This is a genomic window from Caulobacter sp. BP25 (assembly GCF_002737755.1).
Taxonomy (GTDB): domain Bacteria; phylum Pseudomonadota; class Alphaproteobacteria; order Caulobacterales; family Caulobacteraceae; genus Caulobacter.
The window spans coordinates 272,862-291,159 of sequence record NZ_PEGH01000017.1 but is presented as its reverse complement, the minus strand read 5'-3'; the positions used below and the strand labels follow the sequence as shown (position 1 = coordinate 291,159).

At 66.3% G+C, this 18,298-nt stretch carries 16 protein-coding genes; 10 read left to right on the top strand and 6 right to left on the bottom strand.

Annotated features, from left to right (window positions below):
• Nucleotides 1-11: 11 nt before the first annotated feature.
• Nucleotides 12-1,916 carry a monovalent cation:proton antiporter-2 (CPA2) family protein gene (locus tag CSW59_RS11510; protein ID WP_099444165.1) on the bottom strand — a complete coding sequence of 635 codons (1,905 nt, stop codon included), beginning with the start codon at nucleotides 1,914-1,916 and terminating at the stop codon, nucleotides 12-14.
• A 6-nt stretch (nucleotides 1,917-1,922) separates the two neighbouring features.
• Nucleotides 1,923-2,519, bottom strand: coding sequence for an NAD(P)H-dependent oxidoreductase (locus tag CSW59_RS11505; protein WP_099444568.1), 597 nt, complete (start codon nucleotides 2,517-2,519; stop codon nucleotides 1,923-1,925).
• A gap of 108 nt (nucleotides 2,520-2,627) precedes the next feature.
• Between CSW59_RS11505 and CSW59_RS11500 the strand changes: the two genes are divergently transcribed.
• Both CSW59_RS11500 and CSW59_RS11495 read left to right on the top strand, forming a co-directional pair.
• Nucleotides 2,628-3,353, top strand: a complete 726-nt coding sequence (locus CSW59_RS11500; RefSeq protein ID WP_099444164.1) for a CoA transferase subunit A — start codon at nucleotides 2,628-2,630, stop codon at nucleotides 3,351-3,353.
• Nucleotides 3,353-3,994 carry a 3-oxoacid CoA-transferase subunit B gene (locus tag CSW59_RS11495; RefSeq protein ID WP_099444163.1) on the top strand — a complete coding sequence of 214 codons (642 nt, stop codon included), beginning with the start codon at nucleotides 3,353-3,355 and terminating at the stop codon, nucleotides 3,992-3,994. Before CSW59_RS11500 ends, CSW59_RS11495 begins: the two co-directional genes overlap by 1 nt.
• A 16-nt stretch (nucleotides 3,995-4,010) precedes the next feature.
• Here CSW59_RS11495 and CSW59_RS11490 read toward each other — a convergent pair whose 3' ends face one another.
• Entirely contained in the window at nucleotides 4,011-5,579 is a 1,569-nt protein-coding gene (locus tag CSW59_RS11490) for a glycosyltransferase family 39 protein (RefSeq protein ID WP_099444162.1), read from the bottom strand.
• Between the two features lie 189 nt (nucleotides 5,580-5,768).
• On the opposite strand from CSW59_RS11490, the gene CSW59_RS11485 reads away from it, so the two are divergent.
• From CSW59_RS11485 to CSW59_RS11470, 4 genes are all read left to right on the top strand, one after another.
• On the top strand, nucleotides 5,769-8,255 hold the full coding sequence (locus CSW59_RS11485) for a TonB-dependent receptor (protein WP_099444161.1): 2,487 nt from the start codon (nucleotides 5,769-5,771) through the stop codon (nucleotides 8,253-8,255).
• Nucleotides 8,256-8,414: 159 nt separating this feature from the next.
• Nucleotides 8,415-9,422 (top strand): agmatine deiminase family protein, encoded by a 1,008-nt coding sequence (locus CSW59_RS11480; protein WP_099444160.1) that lies wholly within the window; start codon nucleotides 8,415-8,417, stop codon nucleotides 9,420-9,422.
• Nucleotides 9,422-10,300 carry an N-carbamoylputrescine amidase gene (gene aguB, locus CSW59_RS11475; RefSeq protein WP_099444159.1) on the top strand — a complete coding sequence of 293 codons (879 nt, stop codon included), beginning with the start codon at nucleotides 9,422-9,424 and terminating at the stop codon, nucleotides 10,298-10,300. The genes CSW59_RS11480 and aguB overlap by 1 nt, the downstream gene beginning before the upstream one ends.
• Nucleotides 10,297-10,824 (top strand): GNAT family N-acetyltransferase, encoded by a 528-nt coding sequence (locus tag CSW59_RS11470; RefSeq protein WP_099444158.1) that lies wholly within the window; start codon nucleotides 10,297-10,299, stop codon nucleotides 10,822-10,824. The genes aguB and CSW59_RS11470 overlap by 4 nt, the downstream gene beginning before the upstream one ends.
• On the opposite strand, the gene CSW59_RS11465 is transcribed toward CSW59_RS11470, so the two are convergent.
• Nucleotides 10,821-11,606, bottom strand: coding sequence for a phosphatase PAP2 family protein (locus tag CSW59_RS11465; protein ID WP_099444157.1), 786 nt, complete (start codon nucleotides 11,604-11,606; stop codon nucleotides 10,821-10,823). The two genes, CSW59_RS11470 and CSW59_RS11465, sit on opposite strands and share 4 nt — an antisense overlap.
• Before the next feature lie 159 nt (nucleotides 11,607-11,765).
• On the opposite strand from CSW59_RS11465, the gene CSW59_RS21860 reads away from it, so the two are divergent.
• The 3 genes from CSW59_RS21860 (at nucleotide 11,766) to CSW59_RS11455 (ending at nucleotide 14,793) form a co-directional block, all read left to right on the top strand.
• Nucleotides 11,766-12,002, top strand: a complete 237-nt coding sequence (locus CSW59_RS21860) for a hypothetical protein (RefSeq protein WP_236632209.1) — start codon at nucleotides 11,766-11,768, stop codon at nucleotides 12,000-12,002.
• Nucleotides 11,987-13,801, top strand: a complete 1,815-nt coding sequence (locus tag CSW59_RS11460) for a TonB-dependent receptor domain-containing protein (protein WP_236632208.1) — start codon at nucleotides 11,987-11,989, stop codon at nucleotides 13,799-13,801. The genes CSW59_RS21860 and CSW59_RS11460 overlap by 16 nt, the downstream gene beginning before the upstream one ends.
• A 203-nt stretch (nucleotides 13,802-14,004) precedes the next feature.
• Nucleotides 14,005-14,793, top strand: a complete 789-nt coding sequence (locus CSW59_RS11455) for a SapC family protein (protein ID WP_099444156.1) — start codon at nucleotides 14,005-14,007, stop codon at nucleotides 14,791-14,793.
• A 59-nt stretch (nucleotides 14,794-14,852) separates the two neighbouring features.
• Here the strand turns inward: CSW59_RS11455 and CSW59_RS11450 are convergent, their stop codons facing one another.
• A complete protein-coding gene (locus CSW59_RS11450) occupies nucleotides 14,853-15,245 on the bottom strand; it encodes an acyl dehydratase (protein ID WP_099444155.1) in 393 nt (130 codons plus the stop codon).
• Between the two features lie 114 nt (nucleotides 15,246-15,359).
• Between CSW59_RS11450 and CSW59_RS11445 the strand changes: the two genes are divergently transcribed.
• Complete coding sequence (locus CSW59_RS11445) at nucleotides 15,360-17,516, top strand: protein-disulfide reductase DsbD (protein ID WP_099444154.1); 2,157 nt, start codon at nucleotides 15,360-15,362, stop codon at nucleotides 17,514-17,516.
• Nucleotides 17,517-17,524: 8 nt separating this feature from the next.
• Here the strand turns inward: CSW59_RS11445 and CSW59_RS11440 are convergent, their stop codons facing one another.
• The gene (locus CSW59_RS11440) at nucleotides 17,525-18,259 is read right to left on the bottom strand and encodes a DUF1353 domain-containing protein (protein WP_201722782.1); all 735 of its coding nucleotides are present in this window, start codon (nucleotides 18,257-18,259) and stop codon (nucleotides 17,525-17,527) included.
• Between the last annotated feature and the right edge of the window lie 39 nt (nucleotides 18,260-18,298).

Here is an 18,298-nt window from a genome sequence, read left to right as displayed (position 1 = left end):
CGGCTTCCGGCCTAGTCAGCGCCTTCTTGCTGCGCCCGCTCGCGCAACTCCTCGTCCAGGCTCGCCGTATCCCACGCGCCGGCCCCGTCGCCGGGGCGCATCCGGTGCAGATCGGCGTCCAGAAGGCGGTCCATCGTCTTGGCGGCGTCGCGCGAGGCCAGGATGTAGGCCTCCTCCTGGCCCCACATGGGACGCAGCTCCTCGAACACGCGCCGGTCGTGGCGACGGAAGTAGGCTGCGGCGCGGTGGGCGCGATGGGCGCGGAAGCCCAGCTTCTGAAGCGCGGTCGCGCCGAGAGCGAGGGCGGATTCGAAGGTCTCGCGTTCCACGGCGTCCGCGCCGTTAGCCAGCAGGTCGTAGGCGTGACGACGGTCCCAGGCGCGCGCCAGGATAACAAGATCGGGGAACGCCTTGCGCGCCGTCTCGACCAGCTCGACTGTCTTCTCTCGATCGTCCAGGGCGACGATCAGCATCCGCGCCCGATCAGCGCCGGCTGCCCGCAGCAGGTCGAGGCGCGTCGCGTCGCCATAGTGCACGCGGCGGCCGAAGCGGCGCAGCAGCTCAATCTGTTCGATGTCGCTATCCAGAACCGTCGATTTGAAGCCGTTCGCCGAGAGCAGGCGGCCCGTGATCTGTCCGAAGCGACCGAAGCCAGCGATGATGATGTCGGGTTCGCCGTCATCGAAATCACCGGTATCGGGCGTCACGTCCGGAATGGCCGCGTCCATCAAGGCCGCCACGCGCTCATAGAGGATCATGGCCAGCGGCGTCAGCGCCATCGAGACTGCCACGGCGGCGGTCAGCAGCGCGGCCAATGGCGCGCCGATCACGCCCGCCCCAACCGTGAAGCTCAGCAGCACGAAGGCGAACTCGCCGCCTTGGGCGAGCGCCGTGGCGACCGCCATCGCGCCGCGCTTGGGCGCGCCGAACAGGCGGGCGATGCCGTACATGACCAGGAACTTCAGCACCATCAGGCCGATCACAAGGCCAAGCAGCGTCAAGGGTTGGCGAGCGACCAGCGGCAGGTCCACCCCCGCGCCGACCGTGATGAAGAAGAGGCCCAGCAAGAGGCCTCGGAAGGGCTCGATGTCGGTCTCCAGCTCGCGACGGAACTCGCTTTCGGCCAGGACAACGCCGGCCAGAAAGGCGCCGAGCGCGGGTGAGAGGCCCACCATCTGCATCAGGCTGGCCACCGCCACGACGATCAGCAGAGCCGAGGCGGTGAAGATCTCGCGTAGGCGGGCCTTGGCGATGAAGCGGAAAACGGGCCGGACTAGATATCGTCCGCCGCCGACCACGGCCGCCACGGCCGCGAACACCGACAAGCCCTGGGCCCAGACCGGCAGGTGAGCGACGAGATTGCCGCCACCGTGCCCGCCGGCCTCCGCATGCGCCGCGGGTACCACGGTGGCCAGCAGGGGCAGGAGGGCGAACAGCGGGATGACCGCCAAGTCCTGAAGCAGCAAAACTCCGAACGCCGCGCGACCCACAGGGCCCTGCCTCAGGCCCTTCTCGTCCAGGGTCTGCAGCACGATGGCGGTGGAGGACATCGCCAGAACCAGGCCTACGGCCAAGGCCGTCTGCCAGGGCAAGCCCAGAGCCAGCGAGGCCGCCGCGATGGTGAGCGCCGTCCCCGCGACCTGGGCGCCGCCGAGGCCGAAGATGGTCTTGCGCATGTCCCACAGCATTGAAGGGCGAACCTCCAAGCCGATTAGGAACAGCAGGATGACAACGCCGAACTCGGCGAACTTCATGACGTCGGCTTGGGCGCCCACCAGCGAAAGGGCGTAGGGACCGATGACAACGCCAGCGATCAGGTAGCCGAGCACCGAGCCAAGGCCTAGGCGCTTGGCGATCGGCACCGAGACGACGGACGCGCCCAGATAGACCAGGGCCTGGGTGAGGAAGTTTTCCATGACGCCTTAAGCCTCCGCCTTTCCCGAAGCCTGTTGCGTTGGCAGCAGCGAGGCCACCCGCGCCTTGTAGCGTTCGGCCTCGGCCTTCAAGGCCGCGTCGTCCTTGACCGAGGCGCCGTGCACGACGAATGGCGTCTCCCAGTCCATCCCGCACAGATGGGCGGTCTGCTCCCAAGGGCGCAGGAACTCGTCCATGGTGAAGCGGTTGTAGCCGTGGGCGTGATAGGCCTTGGCCGTGCCGCCGGTCGTGCATGCCACGAACAGCTTCTTGCCCTTCAGCGCCTCGCCGCCCTCGCCATAGGCGAAACCGTGCAGCCAGACGACGTCGAGCCACTCCTTCATCAGCGAGGGCGTCGAGTACCAGAAAAGTGGGAACTGCAGGGCGACGACGTCGTGCGTCACCAACGCCGCCTGCTCGGCCTCGATATCGACCACGAAGTCCGGATAGGTCTCGTAGAGGTCCTTGAAAGTGACGCCGGAAAGGCCCTTGGCCGCCTTGGCCAGGGCGCGATTGGCGCGCGAGCGTTCAAGCGCCGGATGCGCCAACACCAAAAGCAAGCCGGAGGTGGCGGGTGTCACCGAGCCGGTGTTAGCGTCGGACATCAGGCAGCCCTTCCGGAAAAACAATTCATCAAGGGTTGAATTTCTTCATGGCTCGGGCGACACGGTTCGCCCATCACTCGACTAGCAGGTCGGGACAAGGGAGACACCATGGTCGACAAGGTGAAGAAAGACGCCGTCGAGGCCCTGGCCGGGCTGCTCAAGGACGGCATGACCATCATGGCCGGGGGCTTTGGCCTCTGCGGCATCCCGGAGAACCTGATCGCGGCGATCCGCGAGGCGGGGGTCAAGGACCTCACGGTCGTCTCCAACAATTGCGGCGTCGACGGCTTCGGCCTGGGCATCCTGCTGGAAAATCGCCAGATCAAGAAGATGGTCTCGTCCTATGTGGGTGAGAACAAGCTGTTCGAACAGCTCTACCTGAGCGGTGAGCTGGAGCTGGAGTTCAATCCGCAGGGCACCCTGGCTGAGCGCATCCGTGCGGGCGGCGCGGGCATCCCCGCCTTCTTCACGCGCACCGGCTACGGCACCCTGGTGGCCGAGGGCAAGGAAGTCCGCGAGTTCGACGGCGAGATGTACGTGATGGAGCGCGGCCTGACCGCCGACCTGTCGATCGTCAAGGCCTGGAAGGGCGACGCCGAGGGCAACCTGATCTACCGGAAGACCGCGCGGAACTTCAATCCGATGATGGCCACGGCCGGCCGCGCCACCGTCGTCGAGGTCGAGGAGCTGGTCGAGATCGGCGATCTGGACAAGGACGCCATCCATACCCCCGGCATCTATGTCGACCGCATCATCAAGGGCGCGAAGTTCGAAAAGCGCATCGAGCGGGTCACCACTCGCCCCCACGAGCAAAAAACTCAGGAGACCGCGTAATGGCCTGGACCCGCGATGAGATGGCGGCCCGCGCCGCCAAGGAGCTGCAGGACGGCTTCTACGTGAATCTGGGCATTGGCATCCCGACCCTGGTGGCCAATTACATCCCCGAGGGCATGCATGTGACGCTGCAGAGCGAGAACGGCATGCTGGGCATGGGCCCCTTCCCCTATGAGGGCGAGGAAGACGCCGACCTGATCAACGCCGGCAAGCAGACGATCACCGAGCTCGACAGCAGCTCGTACTTCAGCTCCGCCGACAGCTTCGCCATGATCCGCGGCGGCCACATCGCCCTGTCGATCCTGGGGGGCATGCAGGTGGCCGAAAACGGCGACCTCGCCAACTGGATGGTGCCCGGCAAGATGGTCAAGGGCATGGGCGGAGCCATGGACCTCGTCGCTGGCGTCAAGCGCGTGGTGGTGGTCATGGACCACTGCGAGAAGTCCGGCGCCTCCAAGTTCCTGAAGGCCTGCACCCTGCCGCTGACCGGCGCGGGCGTGGTCGACCTTCTGATCACCGAGCTGGGTGTCTTCGAGATCAATCGCGGCAAGACGCCGGTCCGGCTTATCGAGCTGGCGCCGGGCGTGACCGTCGATGAGGTGAAGGCCAAGACGGAAGCCGCGTTCGAAGCGGCGGTCTAAACCCAGCCGCGCCGAACTATTCGCGCTTCGGCTTCGGCGGCAGGCCGCTGACAGGGTCGCGAGGCAGGGGCGCGAAGCCTTCCGCGATGAACAGGTCGATCCTGCGCGCGCGCTTCTTGTCGAGGCGCACGCGCGAGATCTGCAGGCCCGAGGTCGCCTTGAAGTCTTGCTCGATCTCGGGGCGATAGCCGCCCTCCAGGCTGACGACCAGGGCGCGGCGGCCGTAGGCGGCGTCGAGCGGGGCCTCGGTCTCGGCCTGGTTCTGGGGATAGGCCTCGTGCACCCACATGCGCAGAGGCGGCGCGCCGGGCTGTCCGAAGTAGTCGCGGCCGTAGTAGGCGGCGGCGTTGTAGAGGAAACGGTCGTCCATGGCGACGGCGCTGACCCCGCCGCGCAGAGCTTGTTCCTCGCGTGTTCGGTCGATGATGGCCTGGACGGTCTGATCCCAGCCCCGTACGCGCTTGAAACCGTTCGAGAGACCCACGGCGTCGGCCGCGCGCGGGTTGACCATGCAAACGACAAAGAAGGTCGCGAATAGCGCCTGCAACGTCAGTCCGCCGATCAGCCATCGGCGCGCGTTCCAGCGCAACAACCAGCCGGCGGTCAGGACCGACCCGGCGACGAAGGCCGCGCCGGCCCAGTTGGCGTTGGCGCGGGAGACGAAGGCCTCGCCCGCGACGATGATCAGGGGGGGCGCGCTGAAGCACAGAAGCAGAAGGTCCGGCGACTGAATCTTTCGCTTCACGCCAAGCCAGATGGCGCCGCCCAGCAGCACCCCGAACGGGACGGGGCCGAAGACGCCGAACTGCGAGAGAAGGAACTCGCTCAGCTCACGGATATTGAAGAGCTGCGCTCCCCAGTTTGCGTTCGCTGCGGTGTGCTTGACGGTCGAGAATTGATGGCTGGCGTTCCAGGCGAAGTTCGGCGCCAGGGTCAGAACGAAGGCCAGGGCGAACAGCACGATCGTAGCGGGACACCAGCGTTGACGCGCCTGGCGAGAGATCAGCGCGTGAAGGACGATGCTGCCGAGCGCGTAGACGGCGGCGTACTTCGACAGGAAGGCCAGGCCCAGCGCCGCTCCCATGCCTGCGGCGACGGCGTAGCGACGTGGGGCGTTGGCGTGCGCCAGGCTGACATAGGCCCAGATCGTCAGGGACAGGAAGAAGAGCAGGGGGGCGTCCGTGGCCATCAGGCCTGACGACAGCACGACGCCCGGCATCAAGCTGTAGATCGCCGCCGCCACAAGGCCAGACCGTCCGCCATAGAGGCGACGGGCGATCTGGTGGATGACAAGCGCGGTCGCGCCATGCAGCAAGGGCGCCGAAAGGCGGACCCAGGCCTCGGCGTCTCCGCCGATCGTTGTGGTCAGCCAGATCAGCCAGGCGATCATCGGCGGCTTGGAGAAGTAGCCGAACGCCAGCTCGCGCGACCACAGCCAGTATTGCGCCTCGTCCGGATAGAGCTCCAGCGGCGTCGAAAACAGCGCCGCAACGCGCACCGCCGTCAGGCCCGCCACCATCAGCAGGGTTATTCGCCAGGCGCGGCTTTCGGCGATTTGCGGGGCTGAGTCTGGGTGGGCTGTCATGACGCCTGATTAAACAAGTAAGAAAAATATGACCAATTCTTCCGCGTTTCCGGGGCATTGTGACAGTTTCTGGGCCGGCGTGGCCTTTCCGTCACCAAACCTTCGAAAACTTTCTGTAAACGGCCCCAAACGACGCGAGACCGTGCTTCCAAGCCTGGGCGCTTCGAAGAACAGAGGGGATCCTTCCGTATGAAAATGAAAAACTTCGCCCTGGCGACGACCGCCCTGGTCGGCAGCCTTCTGACCGCCGGCGCGGCCATGGCCCAATCGACGGGTTCGACCGAGCTCGACAGCGTGACCATCACGGCTGCGGGCCAGAGGGCCATCAGCGGCATCGCCCAGGAAACGGCTCCGAAGTCGAAGGCGACGATCACCCAGGAATTCATCGCGACCCAGGCGACGGGTCAGACGATTTTCCAGTCGCTGAACCAACTGCCGGGCGTCAGCTTCACCAACAATGACCCCTACGGCTCTTCGGGCGGCAACCTGCGCCTGCGCGGCTTCGACGGCAACCGCGTCTCGGTCACCTTCGACGGTATCCCGCTGAACGACACCGGCAACTACGCCGTCTACCCGAACCAGATGCTCGACGGCGAACTGATCAGCCGCGCCAGCGTCAATCTGGGCACGACCGATGTCGACAGCCCGACCGCTTCGGCCACGGGTGGCACGATCAACTACATCACCGCCAAGCCGACGAAGGAATTTGGCGGTCTCGCGACCGCTTCGGTCGGCAGCTTCAACTATCGTCGTGGTTTCGCGATGCTCAACTCGGGTGAGTTCGGCCCCTGGGGCACCACCGCCTGGGTCGCTGGTTCGTACCAGAAGTACGACAAGTGGAAGGGCAAGGGCACGCTCGAGAAGAAGCAGTTCAACGCCCGTCTGTATCAAGATCTAGGCAACGGCGATTTCGTCAGCCTGGCCGCGCACTACAACGAGAACCGCAACAATAACTACCGTCAGATGTCGATGGCGGAGTACCGCGCTTTCGGCCGTAAGCTCGACTTCACCGACACCTGCGTTAACCGCACGGTCAACGCCGCCACGGCGACGATCACCCAGGCCGCGCCGACCGTCCCGGGCAACTGCTCGGATTTCTACGGCCGTCAGGTCAACCCGTCGAACACCGGCAACATCCGCGGCGCGGGCAAGTTCCACCTCGGCCCGAACGTGATCTGGACGATCGACCCGTCGTTCCAATACACCCTGGCCGACGGCGGTTCGCAGCTGGGCACGATCTCTGAAACCGACGGTCGCGTGCGTGGCAGGGGTACGGTTGGCAAGGACCTGAACGGCGACGGCGACACCGCCGACACCGTTGCGTTCTTCACGCCTTCGGTCACCAACACCCGTCGTTACATGGTCACCAGCTCGCTGATCTGGCAGGCTGCGGACAATCAACGCTTCCGGATCGCCTATACGGGTGACTACGGCCGTCACCGTCAGACCGGCGAATTCACCACGCTAAACGCCGACGGTACGACCACCAACATCTTTGGCGGCAAGGATGGCCACGGCGCCAAGGTCGCCACGGCCGATGGCAGCTTCCTGCGCAATCGCGACCGCTTTTCTATCGCTCAGCTGAACCAAGTCTCGGCCGACTACAACGGCCGGTTCCTGGATGACAAGCTGACCGTCAACCTCGGCGTCCGCGCGCCCTTCTTCAAGCGTGAACTGAATCAGTTCTGCTACACGCCGAATGCCAATACGACTGGTTCGGGCGTCCCCGCCGGCTTCAACGCCTACTGCACGACCCAAGCCGTGGCCCAGACCAATGCCGACGGCACGGTCCAGTTCGTCACGGGCACGGTCGCGGCGAACCAGCGCTACATCAAGCCGTTCTCGGCCACCAAGAAGTACGACGACGTCCTTCCGAACCTGGGCGTGACCTATGAGGTTGCGCCGAGCCATGTGGTCTACGCCGCGTACGCCGAAGGTTTCTCGTCGCCGCGCACCGACAACCTGTACACGGTCTCGCTGGTCAACGGCCAAGTCCAGCCGGCCGGCGTCGAACCGGAAACCACCAAGTCGGTGGACATTGGCTACCGCTTCTCGACCCCGACCTTCCTGTCCTCGGTCGCGCTGTGGGCCACCGACTTCAGCAACCGGATCGTCAGCTCCTACGACGCCGACCAAGGCATCCAAATCGACCGCAACGTCGGCAAGGTGAAGGGCTATGGCCTGGACGCCCAAGCCGCTTGGCAAGTGGCCGAGTACCTGCGTGTCAGCGGCTCGTTCTCGTACAACAACAGCGAGATCAAGGACGACTTCCGTATCTCGTCGACCGTCGTGCTGCCGACCGGTGGCAAGCAGATCGTCGAGACTCCGGAATATAGCTGGTCTGGCCGTGTTGACTGGGACATCACCGAAAATCTGCAGTTTGGCGTCCAAGCCAAGTACACCGGTGAGCGCTGGTCGACCGACGTCAACGACGAGAAGACCCCGGCCTACTCGATCGTCGATATGAACGTGCGCTACAATCTGCCTTTCGCCAAGGAGACGTACGTCCAGCTCAACGTCACCAACCTGTTCGACGAAGAGTACTTCGGCTCGATCAGCTCGCGTAGCACCGCTTCGGGGATCGTCACCGGCACCGGTACGCTTTCCGGTTCGCCGCCGACGTACCACGTCGGCTCGCCGCGCACCGTCCAGGTGACCCTGCGCACCGAGTTCTAAGCACTCTAAGCTGGCGACAGCTGGGAAAGGGCGGCCCCACCCGGGCCGCCCTTTTTCTTTGTCACGAGGGTTTGCTAACTAGGCTCGGCTTGACCCCAGGCCCCGGAGGGGCCATCTGCGCCCCCTTCGTTTTCCCCCACCCCTTCATTGGGTTTTCGAATGACCGTGATCGTCCCCGCCGAGTGGGCTCCGCACCGCGCCATGTGGGTGGGTTTCCCCAGCCACGCCGAGCTGTGGCAGGAGGATCTTGAGCAGGCCCAGCAGGAGGTCGCCGACCTCGCTCGCGCCCTGGCGGGTCCTGGCGGCGAGCGCGTGCGCCTGATGGTGGTCGGGGACGAGGCCGAGGCGGCCGCCCGCGCCCTGCTGTCCGACACGGCCGTCGAGATCGTCCGGGGGCAGTTCGGCGACATCTGGCTGCGCGACACCGGTCCGATCTTCGTCGACGACAGCGGCAAGGCGGTCGCGGCCGGCTTCAAGTTCAACGGCTGGGGCGGCAAGTACAGCCTGGAGGGCGACGACATCGTCGCCGAGCAGATCGCCGCCGCCTCGGGCACGCCGCTGGCCCGCAACGACTTCATCCTGGAAGGGGGCGCGCTCGACCATGACGGCCTGGGCACCATCCTGACCACCCGCCAGTGCCTGTTGAACGACAACCGCAACACGGGCTGGGACGAGGCCTCGGCCGCCGCCGCCCTGGCCGCCGCCCTGGGCGCCAAGAAGGTGCTGTGGCTGGGCGATGGCCTGCTGAACGACCACACCGACGGCCACGTCGATAACCTGGCCCGCTTCGTGGCGCCCGGCGTCGTCGCCTGCCCGATGGCCTATGGCGCCGATGATCCGAACACGGAGGTCTATGCCGAGACCGCCCGTCTGTTGGCCGGCCTGACCGACAGCCGGGGCTCGCCCGTGCAGGTCGCTCGCATCCCGTCGCCCGGTAAGCTCCTGGACGAGGACGGCGAGCCGATCCCGGCCTCGCACATGAACTTCCTGATCGCCAACGAGGCGGTCATCGTGCCGATCTACGCCGAGGAGTCGGGCGCCTTCGCCGTCGAGGTGATCAAGGGTCTGTTCCCCGAGCGCCAAGTCATCGGCCTGCCGTCCACCGCCATCCTGACCGGCGGCGGTTCGTTCCACTGCATCTCGCAACAAGAGCCGGAGACCGCCTGATGGCCCGCACGCTCAGCGTCGCCGCGATCCAGACCTCGTACGGCATGGATCTGCAGGCCAACATCAAGAAGACCGAGGCCTTCATCCGCGAGGCCGCGTCCAAGGGCGCTCAGGTCATCCTGCCGTCGGAGCTGTTCCAGGGGCCGTACTTCTGCGTCGCCCAGGAGGAGCGCTGGTTTGCGCAGGCTCATCCGTGGCGCGAGCACCCGGTGGTCAAGGCGATCGCGCCGCTGGCCGGCGAGCTGGGCGTGGTGATCCCGATCTCGATCTTCGAGCGTGAGGGGCCGCACTACTTCAACAGTCTGGTGATGGCCGACGCCGACGGCTCGCTGATGGGCGTCTATCGCAAGAGCCACATCCCCGACGGCCCCGGCTATATGGAGAAGTACTACTTCCGGCCCGGTGATACGGGCTTCAAGGTCTGGGACACGCGGTTTGGGCGCATCGGCGTCGGTATCTGCTGGGACCAGTGGTACCCGGAAGCCGCCCGCGCCATGGCGCTGATGGGGGCCGAGGCCCTGTTCTATCCGACCGCGATCGGCAGCGAGCCGCATGACGCCAGCCTTGACACCGCCCTGCCCTGGCGGCGGGCGATGCAGGGCCACGCTGTCTCGAACGTCATTCCGGTGATCGGCGCCAACCGCATCGGCTTCGAGCCGTGGGACGGCTATCCGAACGGGGGGCAGACCTTCTACGGCTCGTCGTTCATAGCCGACCATCGCGGCGACCTGGTCTCGGAGTTGGGGCGCGCGGACGAAGGCCTGGTCAACGCGACGTTCGATCTCGACTTTCTGACGACGCACCGCGCCGCCTGGGGCTTCTTCCGCGACCGGCGGCCGGAGTTCTACACGGCCCTGTCGAGCGGCCGCCCCGCGTGATCCAAACGGGCCGCCTGACCCTGCGTCCGGCGGTCGACGCCGATCGCGGCGCCATCGCCGCGCTGAACGCCCATCCGAGGGTGGGTGAGTGGCTGGGCGGCGTGCGCGACCGCGCCGAGAGCGACGCCTTCGTCGATCGCGTCCAGGCTCATCAGACCGAACACGGCTTCGGCTTCTGGGTCGTCGAGCGCCAGGCGGATTTATCCGTTGTCGGCATGACCGGCATCTGGTGGACGCCGCCGGAGGTTGGCCTGGGCCGCGTCGTCGAGATCGGATGGCGTTTCCTTCCCGAGGCCTGGGGCCAAGGCTACGCCACCGAGGCGGCGAAGGCGGCGCTTGGCTATGGCTTCGAGACTGTGGGGTTGCCCGAGATCGTCGCCTTCACGGCGCGGACGAACTTGGCCTCGCAGAACGTCATGCGCCGGATCGGCATGAGCCACGACCCAGCGCGCGACTTCGACCATCCCGGCTTGGCGGAGGATCACCCGCTCCGCCCTCACATCGTCTACGTCTCCAAACCTTAAGCGCCGCAGTCCGTTGGCGGCCCATTCGCCTTCGACGCCGCCACCTCGGCTCGCGCCTTTGCGAGATCCGACATGAAGGCGGGATCGTCGCGCAGGCGCGTCACCAGAGCTGACCCCAGGTATCGGCCGGCCTCGACGTCGCTTTGGAAGTGAACGCCGCAGATGATCCGGCTATCGCCAAAGGCCTTGCCGCGCGCCAGGACGGGACTGGCCTTCTCCGGGACGAGTTCGGCGATCACCGATGCCCAGGCCCAGCCGATCATGCCGTGTCCGGAGGGATAGGAGCCGTCGGTCGCGATCCACGGCTCGCGCGGCACGCAGATCGGCGCCGTATTGCCCACGGGCGGCCTCGCGCGCTGATAGGCGCGCTTGGCCGGCTGGTAGATCTTGGCCGCGTCGTCGGTCATGCGCAGAAGCATGCTGGCCAGGGTTGGGGTCACTTCGGCGCTGAGAGTCACGCCGGCCGCGCAGGAAAAGCTCTTCAGGCCGTTCTTGCCGGAGAGGTCGGCGTCGGCGATCGCCTGGGTCCAGACGGACGTGTTGACCAGCTTGCGGCTCTCTTCGAACTGTACGCGCTCGGCTTTTCCGCGCGGCGAGTTCGGCGCGGGCGGTGCGCCGATGATGGCGGTGGCGTCGATGCCGCCATTCCCGGCCAGATAGCCCGGCGGCGGCTTGGTCCAGCCCGTCGACGGCGGGGCGGTGGCGACGGGCGTGGGCGAGGCGTCGAAGCGCGCGCAGCCGGCGAGGAGCGCGATGGCGGCGATGAGCACGAAACGAGGCATGGCGTGCATCCTTGATGTCATCCGCCCACAGAGCGAGCGACAAAACCCGCGTCAAGAACAGAGGCAGCGGAAAAGCGGATTGACGAGAGGATATGTTATTTCATAACACCTCCCGTGAGGCCGTTCTATCGGCCACATCGTACCTTTCTAGGACTTCCCATGCTCCGTCGCGCCGTCCTTTCCGCCGCGAGCCTGCTCGCGCTCGCCGCCGCTGTTTCCGCCCATGCCGAGACGCCGGCAGCTCCGGCGCCTGACTCGGAGAGCACCGAAGTCTCCAAGGTGGTGATCACCGCCGCGCCCTACGCCATTTCCCTCGATACGGTGACCAGCAGCGTCAACATCATCACGCGAGACCAGCTGGACGTCGCCCCCCCGCCGGCTTGGGGGACACGCTGAACGGCCAGCCTGGTCTGCGTTCGACCGCCTATGGCCCGGGAGCCAGCCGGCCGATTATTCGCGGCCTGTCAGGTCCGCGAGTGATGATCCTGGAGAACGGCGTCGGCCAGGTCGACGCCTCCTCGCTTTCGCCCGACCATGCGGTGGCGTCCGATCTGGGCGAAGCCGAGCGCATCGAGGTTCTGCGTGGCCCCTCGACCTTGGCCTATGGCGGCTCGGGCATCGGCGGCGTGGTCAACATCATCGACGACCGGGTGCCGTCGAGTCCCGCCCATAACGGCTTCGAGGGGCGGATCGCCGGTTCGATGTCGTCGGTCGACGACGGCAAGTCGATCAACGGCTCGGCCAAGTTCGGCAAAGGGCCTTTGGTGTTCGCTATCGACGCCGACCACCGGGAGAGCAGCGACTACGACGTGCCGACCACGCCGGTCTCTAGCCGCCTGGCGGCGCGCGACGGCCTGACGCCTGATCCGGACAAGACCGTCAAGAACACCGACGTCGAGATGGACGCCTATGGCGCCGGCGTCTCCTACGTCCATGACAGCGGCTATTTTGGCGTTGCGGTGAAGAGGACCGACACGACCTACGGCGTGCCCTATCTGCAAATCCTGGCGCCGATCGATCCGGACGCCGAGGGGCCGGTCTCGATCCACCTGCAGCAGACCCGCTATGACCTGCGGGGCGAGCAGGACGTGGACCTTGGCCCGTTCGCCAAAATCCGTCTGTCGGCCGGCCACGCCAAGTATGAGCACGCAGAGGTCTTGGTCGAGGACGGCGAGGTCGGCACCCGCTTCCTGTCCGACGGCACCGAAGGCCGCCTGGAACTGGTGCAGAAGGAGCGTGATGGCTGGCAGGGCGCTGTGGGCTTCCAGGCCCTGGAGCGCCACTTCGAGGCGATCGGCGACGAGGCCTTCGTGCCGTCGACCGACATCAAGGAGTACGGCGTCTTCACCCTGCAGCGCCTGGACAAGGGCGCCTGGGGTATCGACGCGGGCCTGCGCTTCGACAGCCGCGAACTGAAGACCGACTTCACAAAGCGCTCGTTCGACAATGTCTCGGCTTCGCTGGGCGTGTTCTACAAGCCGGCCGACAAGCAGTTCCTGGCCTTGACCCTGTCGCGTAACGGCCGTGCTCCGACCGAGTTCGAGCTGTTCGCCGATGGTCCTCACCCTGGCACTGGCGGCTACGAGGTCGGCGACGCCACCCTCGATTCCGAGAAGGTGACCTCACTGGAGGCCACCTACCGCTACACCGGCGAGCGTTTGCGGGTTGAGGGCCACCTGTGGGGCGCTGAGTACGACGGATTCATCGAGGAAAAGCCGACCGGTGCGGTCGAGGACGACCTGCCGGTGTTCCAGTACTTCCAGACTGACGCCAAGTTCCACGGCGCCGAGGTTGAGGCGTCCTATGTCGCCTGGCGCGGCGGTGAGAACGCTTTGAAGCTGGAAGGCGTCTACGACTGGGTGCGCGGCTCGACCGACCTGGGTGTCCCGGCGCGCGTGCCGCCTTGGGCCTTGACCGGCCGCGTCGTCTGGAGCGCGCCGCGTGTCGAGGCTCGGGCCGAGGTGCGCCGTGTCGCCGAGCAGGACCGCGTTTCCACGTTCGAGTTGCCGACCGATGGCTACACCCAGGTCAACGCCATGGTCACCTTCAAGCCGTTCCAAGATCCGGCGCTGCGCCTGTTCTTGGATGGCCGCAACCTGACCAACGCGACGATCCGGGAGCACGCCTCGTTCCTGAAGGACTTCGCCCCCGCAGCGGGCCGATCGGTCCGCGCCGGTTTCGCCTGGCGCTTCTAGCGCCTGTCGGAGGCGGGTTCTCGAACAGCCCCTAGAGAGCTCGCCATGCGCCGGGGCCCGGATCCTCCCATACCGGGCCCCGGACTCGCCTACGACGGCGGCCAGATTGCCGCATCCGGCTGGATCGGCTAGAACCGCGAGCCTTTGCGGTCGTCTTCGAAGTGTTCGAGCGTCCGTTTCCAATTTCTGTCGTAGAGCGCTTCATGACCACGACCCAGTCCGCCGGCGAAATCACCGGCAACGTCCTGTTCTACAACTCGCCCGAGCCGCTGAACCGCGAGCAGCACGCCAAGCTGGCGCTGGTGCACAAAGACAAGCCCTATGGCTTCGCCGCCGCCGGCACCGCTGTGCCGCTGACGGTTTCCGAATTCGCCCCCGCCGCCCTGACCTTCCCGGTCATCTTCGCCGGCGAAGACAAGGTTCCGCTGGCCGTGATGGGCTTGAACCAGCAGGAAAACCTGTTCATCGGCGCGGACGGGTCGGTCGAGCCGAACGTCTACATCCCGGCCTATATCCGCCGTTATCCGTTCGTGCTGGCCAATGATGACGGGCAAGACCGCCTGATCGTCTGCATCGACCGCAGCTCGGACCTGCTGACCGAGAACGGCCAGACCCCCCTGTTCGACGACAAGGGTGAGCCGACCGAATACACTCAGAACTGCATCAAGTTCTGCGACGACTTCGAACTGGAGCGCCGCCGCACGGACTCGTTCGTTCAGCTGCTGAAGGAGCTGGACCTGTTCGAGCTGAAGAAGGCCACGTTCCAGGCTCAGGACGAGACTGGCGCTCCCGCCGGCGAGCCCGTCACCGTCGCCGAGTACTTCGGCGTCTCGGAAGACAAGCTGAACAACCTGTCGGCCGAAAAGCTGAAGGAGCTGCAGCAGAACGGCGCCCTGGCGCAGATCTATGCTCACCTGGTGTCGCTGCTGGGTTGGGATCGCCTGATCAACAAGACCATGCTGAAGCAGGCGGAAGCCGCGAACCTGAACTAAGGTTCGGCGTTAGCTGAAGACGAAGAGGGCGGCGGGGCTTTGGTTCCGCCGCCTTTTCTTTAGCGCGCGAAGATGCTGCGGGTCAGGCAGGAGAAGACCAGACGCCCGGCCTCGTCCAGTAGGTCATGCTGGGCGATGACGATGCCCTTTCCTTCGCCCACTGGGTCTTTGCCCATCACCGTCATGCGGCCGCGCAACAGCTCGCCGACGGGCGGGTTGCGCATCCAGCGCAAGGCGTCGACGCCCAGGCGCTTGGTCTGCGGCCAGGCGGCGCTGGCTTCGGTGTCCAGCCGCGTCCAGATCGAGAAGGTCATGGCGTCGGGGGCGCCGTTCTCGACAGGCCAGCCGGGCGTAAACGCCGCGATGAATGCGTCCAGAGCCTTGGCGTCGACCGCCCGCGTTCCCAGCGAAACGACCTGACCGATCTCGATATCGTCGAACGCGGCGGGCATGGGCGGCTCCGGATGATTCCTGGATCGACTGTCGGGTGCGTCTTGACCATTGTCGAGAGCGCCAAGGCGGGCCATGTGTGAAAGCGCTGTCGTTTTTACAAAGTCGGGTCGCCGATGTTCCTCAAGAGAGCTGTCCTCGCCCTGAAAGCCCTTGTGGCGGCGACGCTTCTAGCGGGGGCCGCCATCGCTGGCCCTGTCGTCAATTCCGGTCATATCGAGTCCCAGCTCGTTCCGCAGGAGGCCGGGATCGCGCCAGGCGGTACGATCTATGTCGCCCTACGCCAGAAGATTCAGCAGGACTGGCACACCTATTGGCGCAACCCCGGCGATGCGGGCGAGCCGACCAAGATCACCTGGACGCTGCCGGCCGGCTGGAGCGCTGGCGACATGGTCTGGCCGACGCCGGTCAAGACCCGGCTGGGGCCGTTGCTGGACTATGCTTACAAGGGCGAGGTGCTGATCCCTGTTCCGATCACCGCTCCTGCCGACGCCCAGGTGGGAACGACCGTCTCGCTGACGGCGGATGTCGCCTATCTGGTGTGCGAACAGGTCTGCATTCCGGAGGACGCCAAGCTGACGCTGCTGCTGCCCGTCGTCGCGGGCGCGCCGAAGCCCGACCCGCAATGGGGCGTCAGGATCGCCGATGTTCTGGCCAAGGCGCCCAAGCCCGCAGGCCTGAAGGCAACGTTCAAGCTTGAGGGGCAGGCGCTGAAGCTCGCCGTGACCGGTAGCCCTCTCAAGGGCGCGGATATGGCTGGGGCCTATTTCTTTCCCTACTCGTCCAAGGTCATTGAACACGCGGCCGACCAGGCGATCGAACGGGGCCCGGAGGGCCTGACCCTGACGCTGAAGCCTGGTTATGACTTTGTGGGCGGCGGAACTGCGCCGACCGAGCTTGTTGGTGTTCTTGCCTTGGATAGCGGCGCGGCCTGGGAGGTCTCGGCGACAGCGGGCGAACTGCCCACCACTGCGGCCGGCCTGGGCGCCCCGCCGGTCAAGGACAAGGCCTCTACAGGCGGCGCGCCCGGGGGGCTGCTTGGCGCCCTGGTCTTGGCGTTCCTGGGGGGGCTGATCCTGAACCTGATGCCTTGCGTCTTTCCCGTCCTGTCGATGAAGGCGGCCAGCCTGGCCGGCCATGCCCACCATGCCGGAAAGGCGAGGGCGCAGGGGCTGGCCTTCCTGGCGGGCGTTCTGGCGACATTCCTGATCCTTGCGGGCATATTGCTAGCCGTGCGAGCGGGCGGCGCGGCCGTGGGCTGGGGTTTCCAGCTACAGTCGCCCCTGGTGATCGCAGCGCTAGCCCTGCTGATGCTGCTGGTTGCGTTGAACATGTCGGGCGTGTTCGAGATTGGCTCCTCGATACAGGGCGTCGGCGCTGGAGCATCTTCGCGTGACGATCTTCTCGGCGCGTTCTTCACTGGCGCACTGGCCGTGGTGGTGGCCGCGCCCTGCACCGCCCCCTTCATGGCCGGCGCGCTAGGCTACGCCTTGACCCAGCCCGCCGTCGTGGCGCTGGGGGTGTTCACGGCGCTCGGGTTGGGCTTCGCCTCGCCCTTCGTGGCGGTCGCGTTCATTCCCGCCGTGCTGCAGCGCTTGCCGCGCCCTGGAGTCTGGATGGAGACCCTCAAGAAAGGCCTCGCCTTCCCGATGTACGGCGCGGCGCTCTGGCTGACCTGGGTCTTCGCCCAGCAGGCCGGTTCGATCGCGCTGGGCCAGGTGCTGGGCGCGGGCGTGCTGGCCGCCTTTGGCGCCTGGGTTTACGGCTTGGCGCAAGGCCGCCGCTCGGCGGCCAAGGCCTTCCTGGCTCAGATGGTCGTCGGCCTCCTTTGCCTGGTCGCCGCCTTGGCGCTGGCGATCTCTGCCGCGCTCGCCGCTCAGCCAGCGACCACCACGACGGCCGCCGCGCCGTCGTCGGGGCCAGGCCTCGTCGCCGAGCCCTGGTCGCCCGAGCGCGTCGCCGCGCTAAGGGCGGAAGGGCGTCCGATCCTGGTCGACTTCACCGCCGCCTGGTGCGTGACCTGCCAGGTCAACGAGAAGGTCGCCTTGTCCGGCGGCAAGGTGGCGGAGGCCTTCAAGGCCGAAAACGCTGTCCTTCTTAAGGCCGACTGGACCAATCGCGACCCGGTCATCGCCAAGGCTCTTGCGGACTTCGGCCGGGTCGGCGTGCCGCTGTACGTGGTCTATCCGAAGAGCGGCGGCGAGCCCGTGATCCTGCCCCAGCTGCTGACCGAGGGCATGGTCATCGAGGCGATCGAGAAGGCGGGCGCTTAAGGCAGCCGCTATTTCTTCTTGTCGCCGCCGCCGAACGGCAGCTTGGACTTGACCTGGTCCAGCGGGGTCCTGGTGATCACGACCGGTGGCGGCGCGATGATCGGCGCGGTCTTGATCGGATAAGCGCGCCAGCCCGTCTGGATCAGGGCGGTGAAGCCCTGGCACTTGGGCAGGTAGCGGACCATGCCCGTGCGCGGCTTGGCGAACGGCGCGGGCTGGGCGAGGTCTTGCCGCTTGGGATCGACGAAGCGCCAGTCGGTCGGCAGGCCATAGCCCTTTTCGCCGCCCAGTCGCACGGCCTTGTACGCGATGTTGGCCTGGAAGGGCGGCACGCCATACTTCAGCATCGCCCGCAGGAAGATGTCGTCGGCCTCCTGGCGCTTGCCCGGCTCGCCGATCGTGTAGAGCCAGTCGTGGACGATCGCCGCGCGCGCCGTCGGCCCTTGCGGGTCGATGAAGGCCTGGCCGTACCAGGGCACGCTCGCGAAGTCGGTGACGTACCAGCGCGGCACCACTATGAGCTTTCCCGTCTCGACGTCGCAGTACGGGAACTCGGCGTCCAGAGTGAACAGCTTGCGGCCATCCTTGGTCTGGTTGAACAGCATGATCGGCTGCGGCGTCAGCGAGCTGGGCGGCGTCGGGGCCACGACCGGCACGTAGACGGTCGTATTCGTCTGCGTGGCGCAGGCGGCGAGGATCAGGCTGGCGCCAGCGAGCGCGGCGGAGAACTTCAAACGGGACATCAGGCGGGAGGCGGTAGTGAACGGGAATACGCGTTCTTC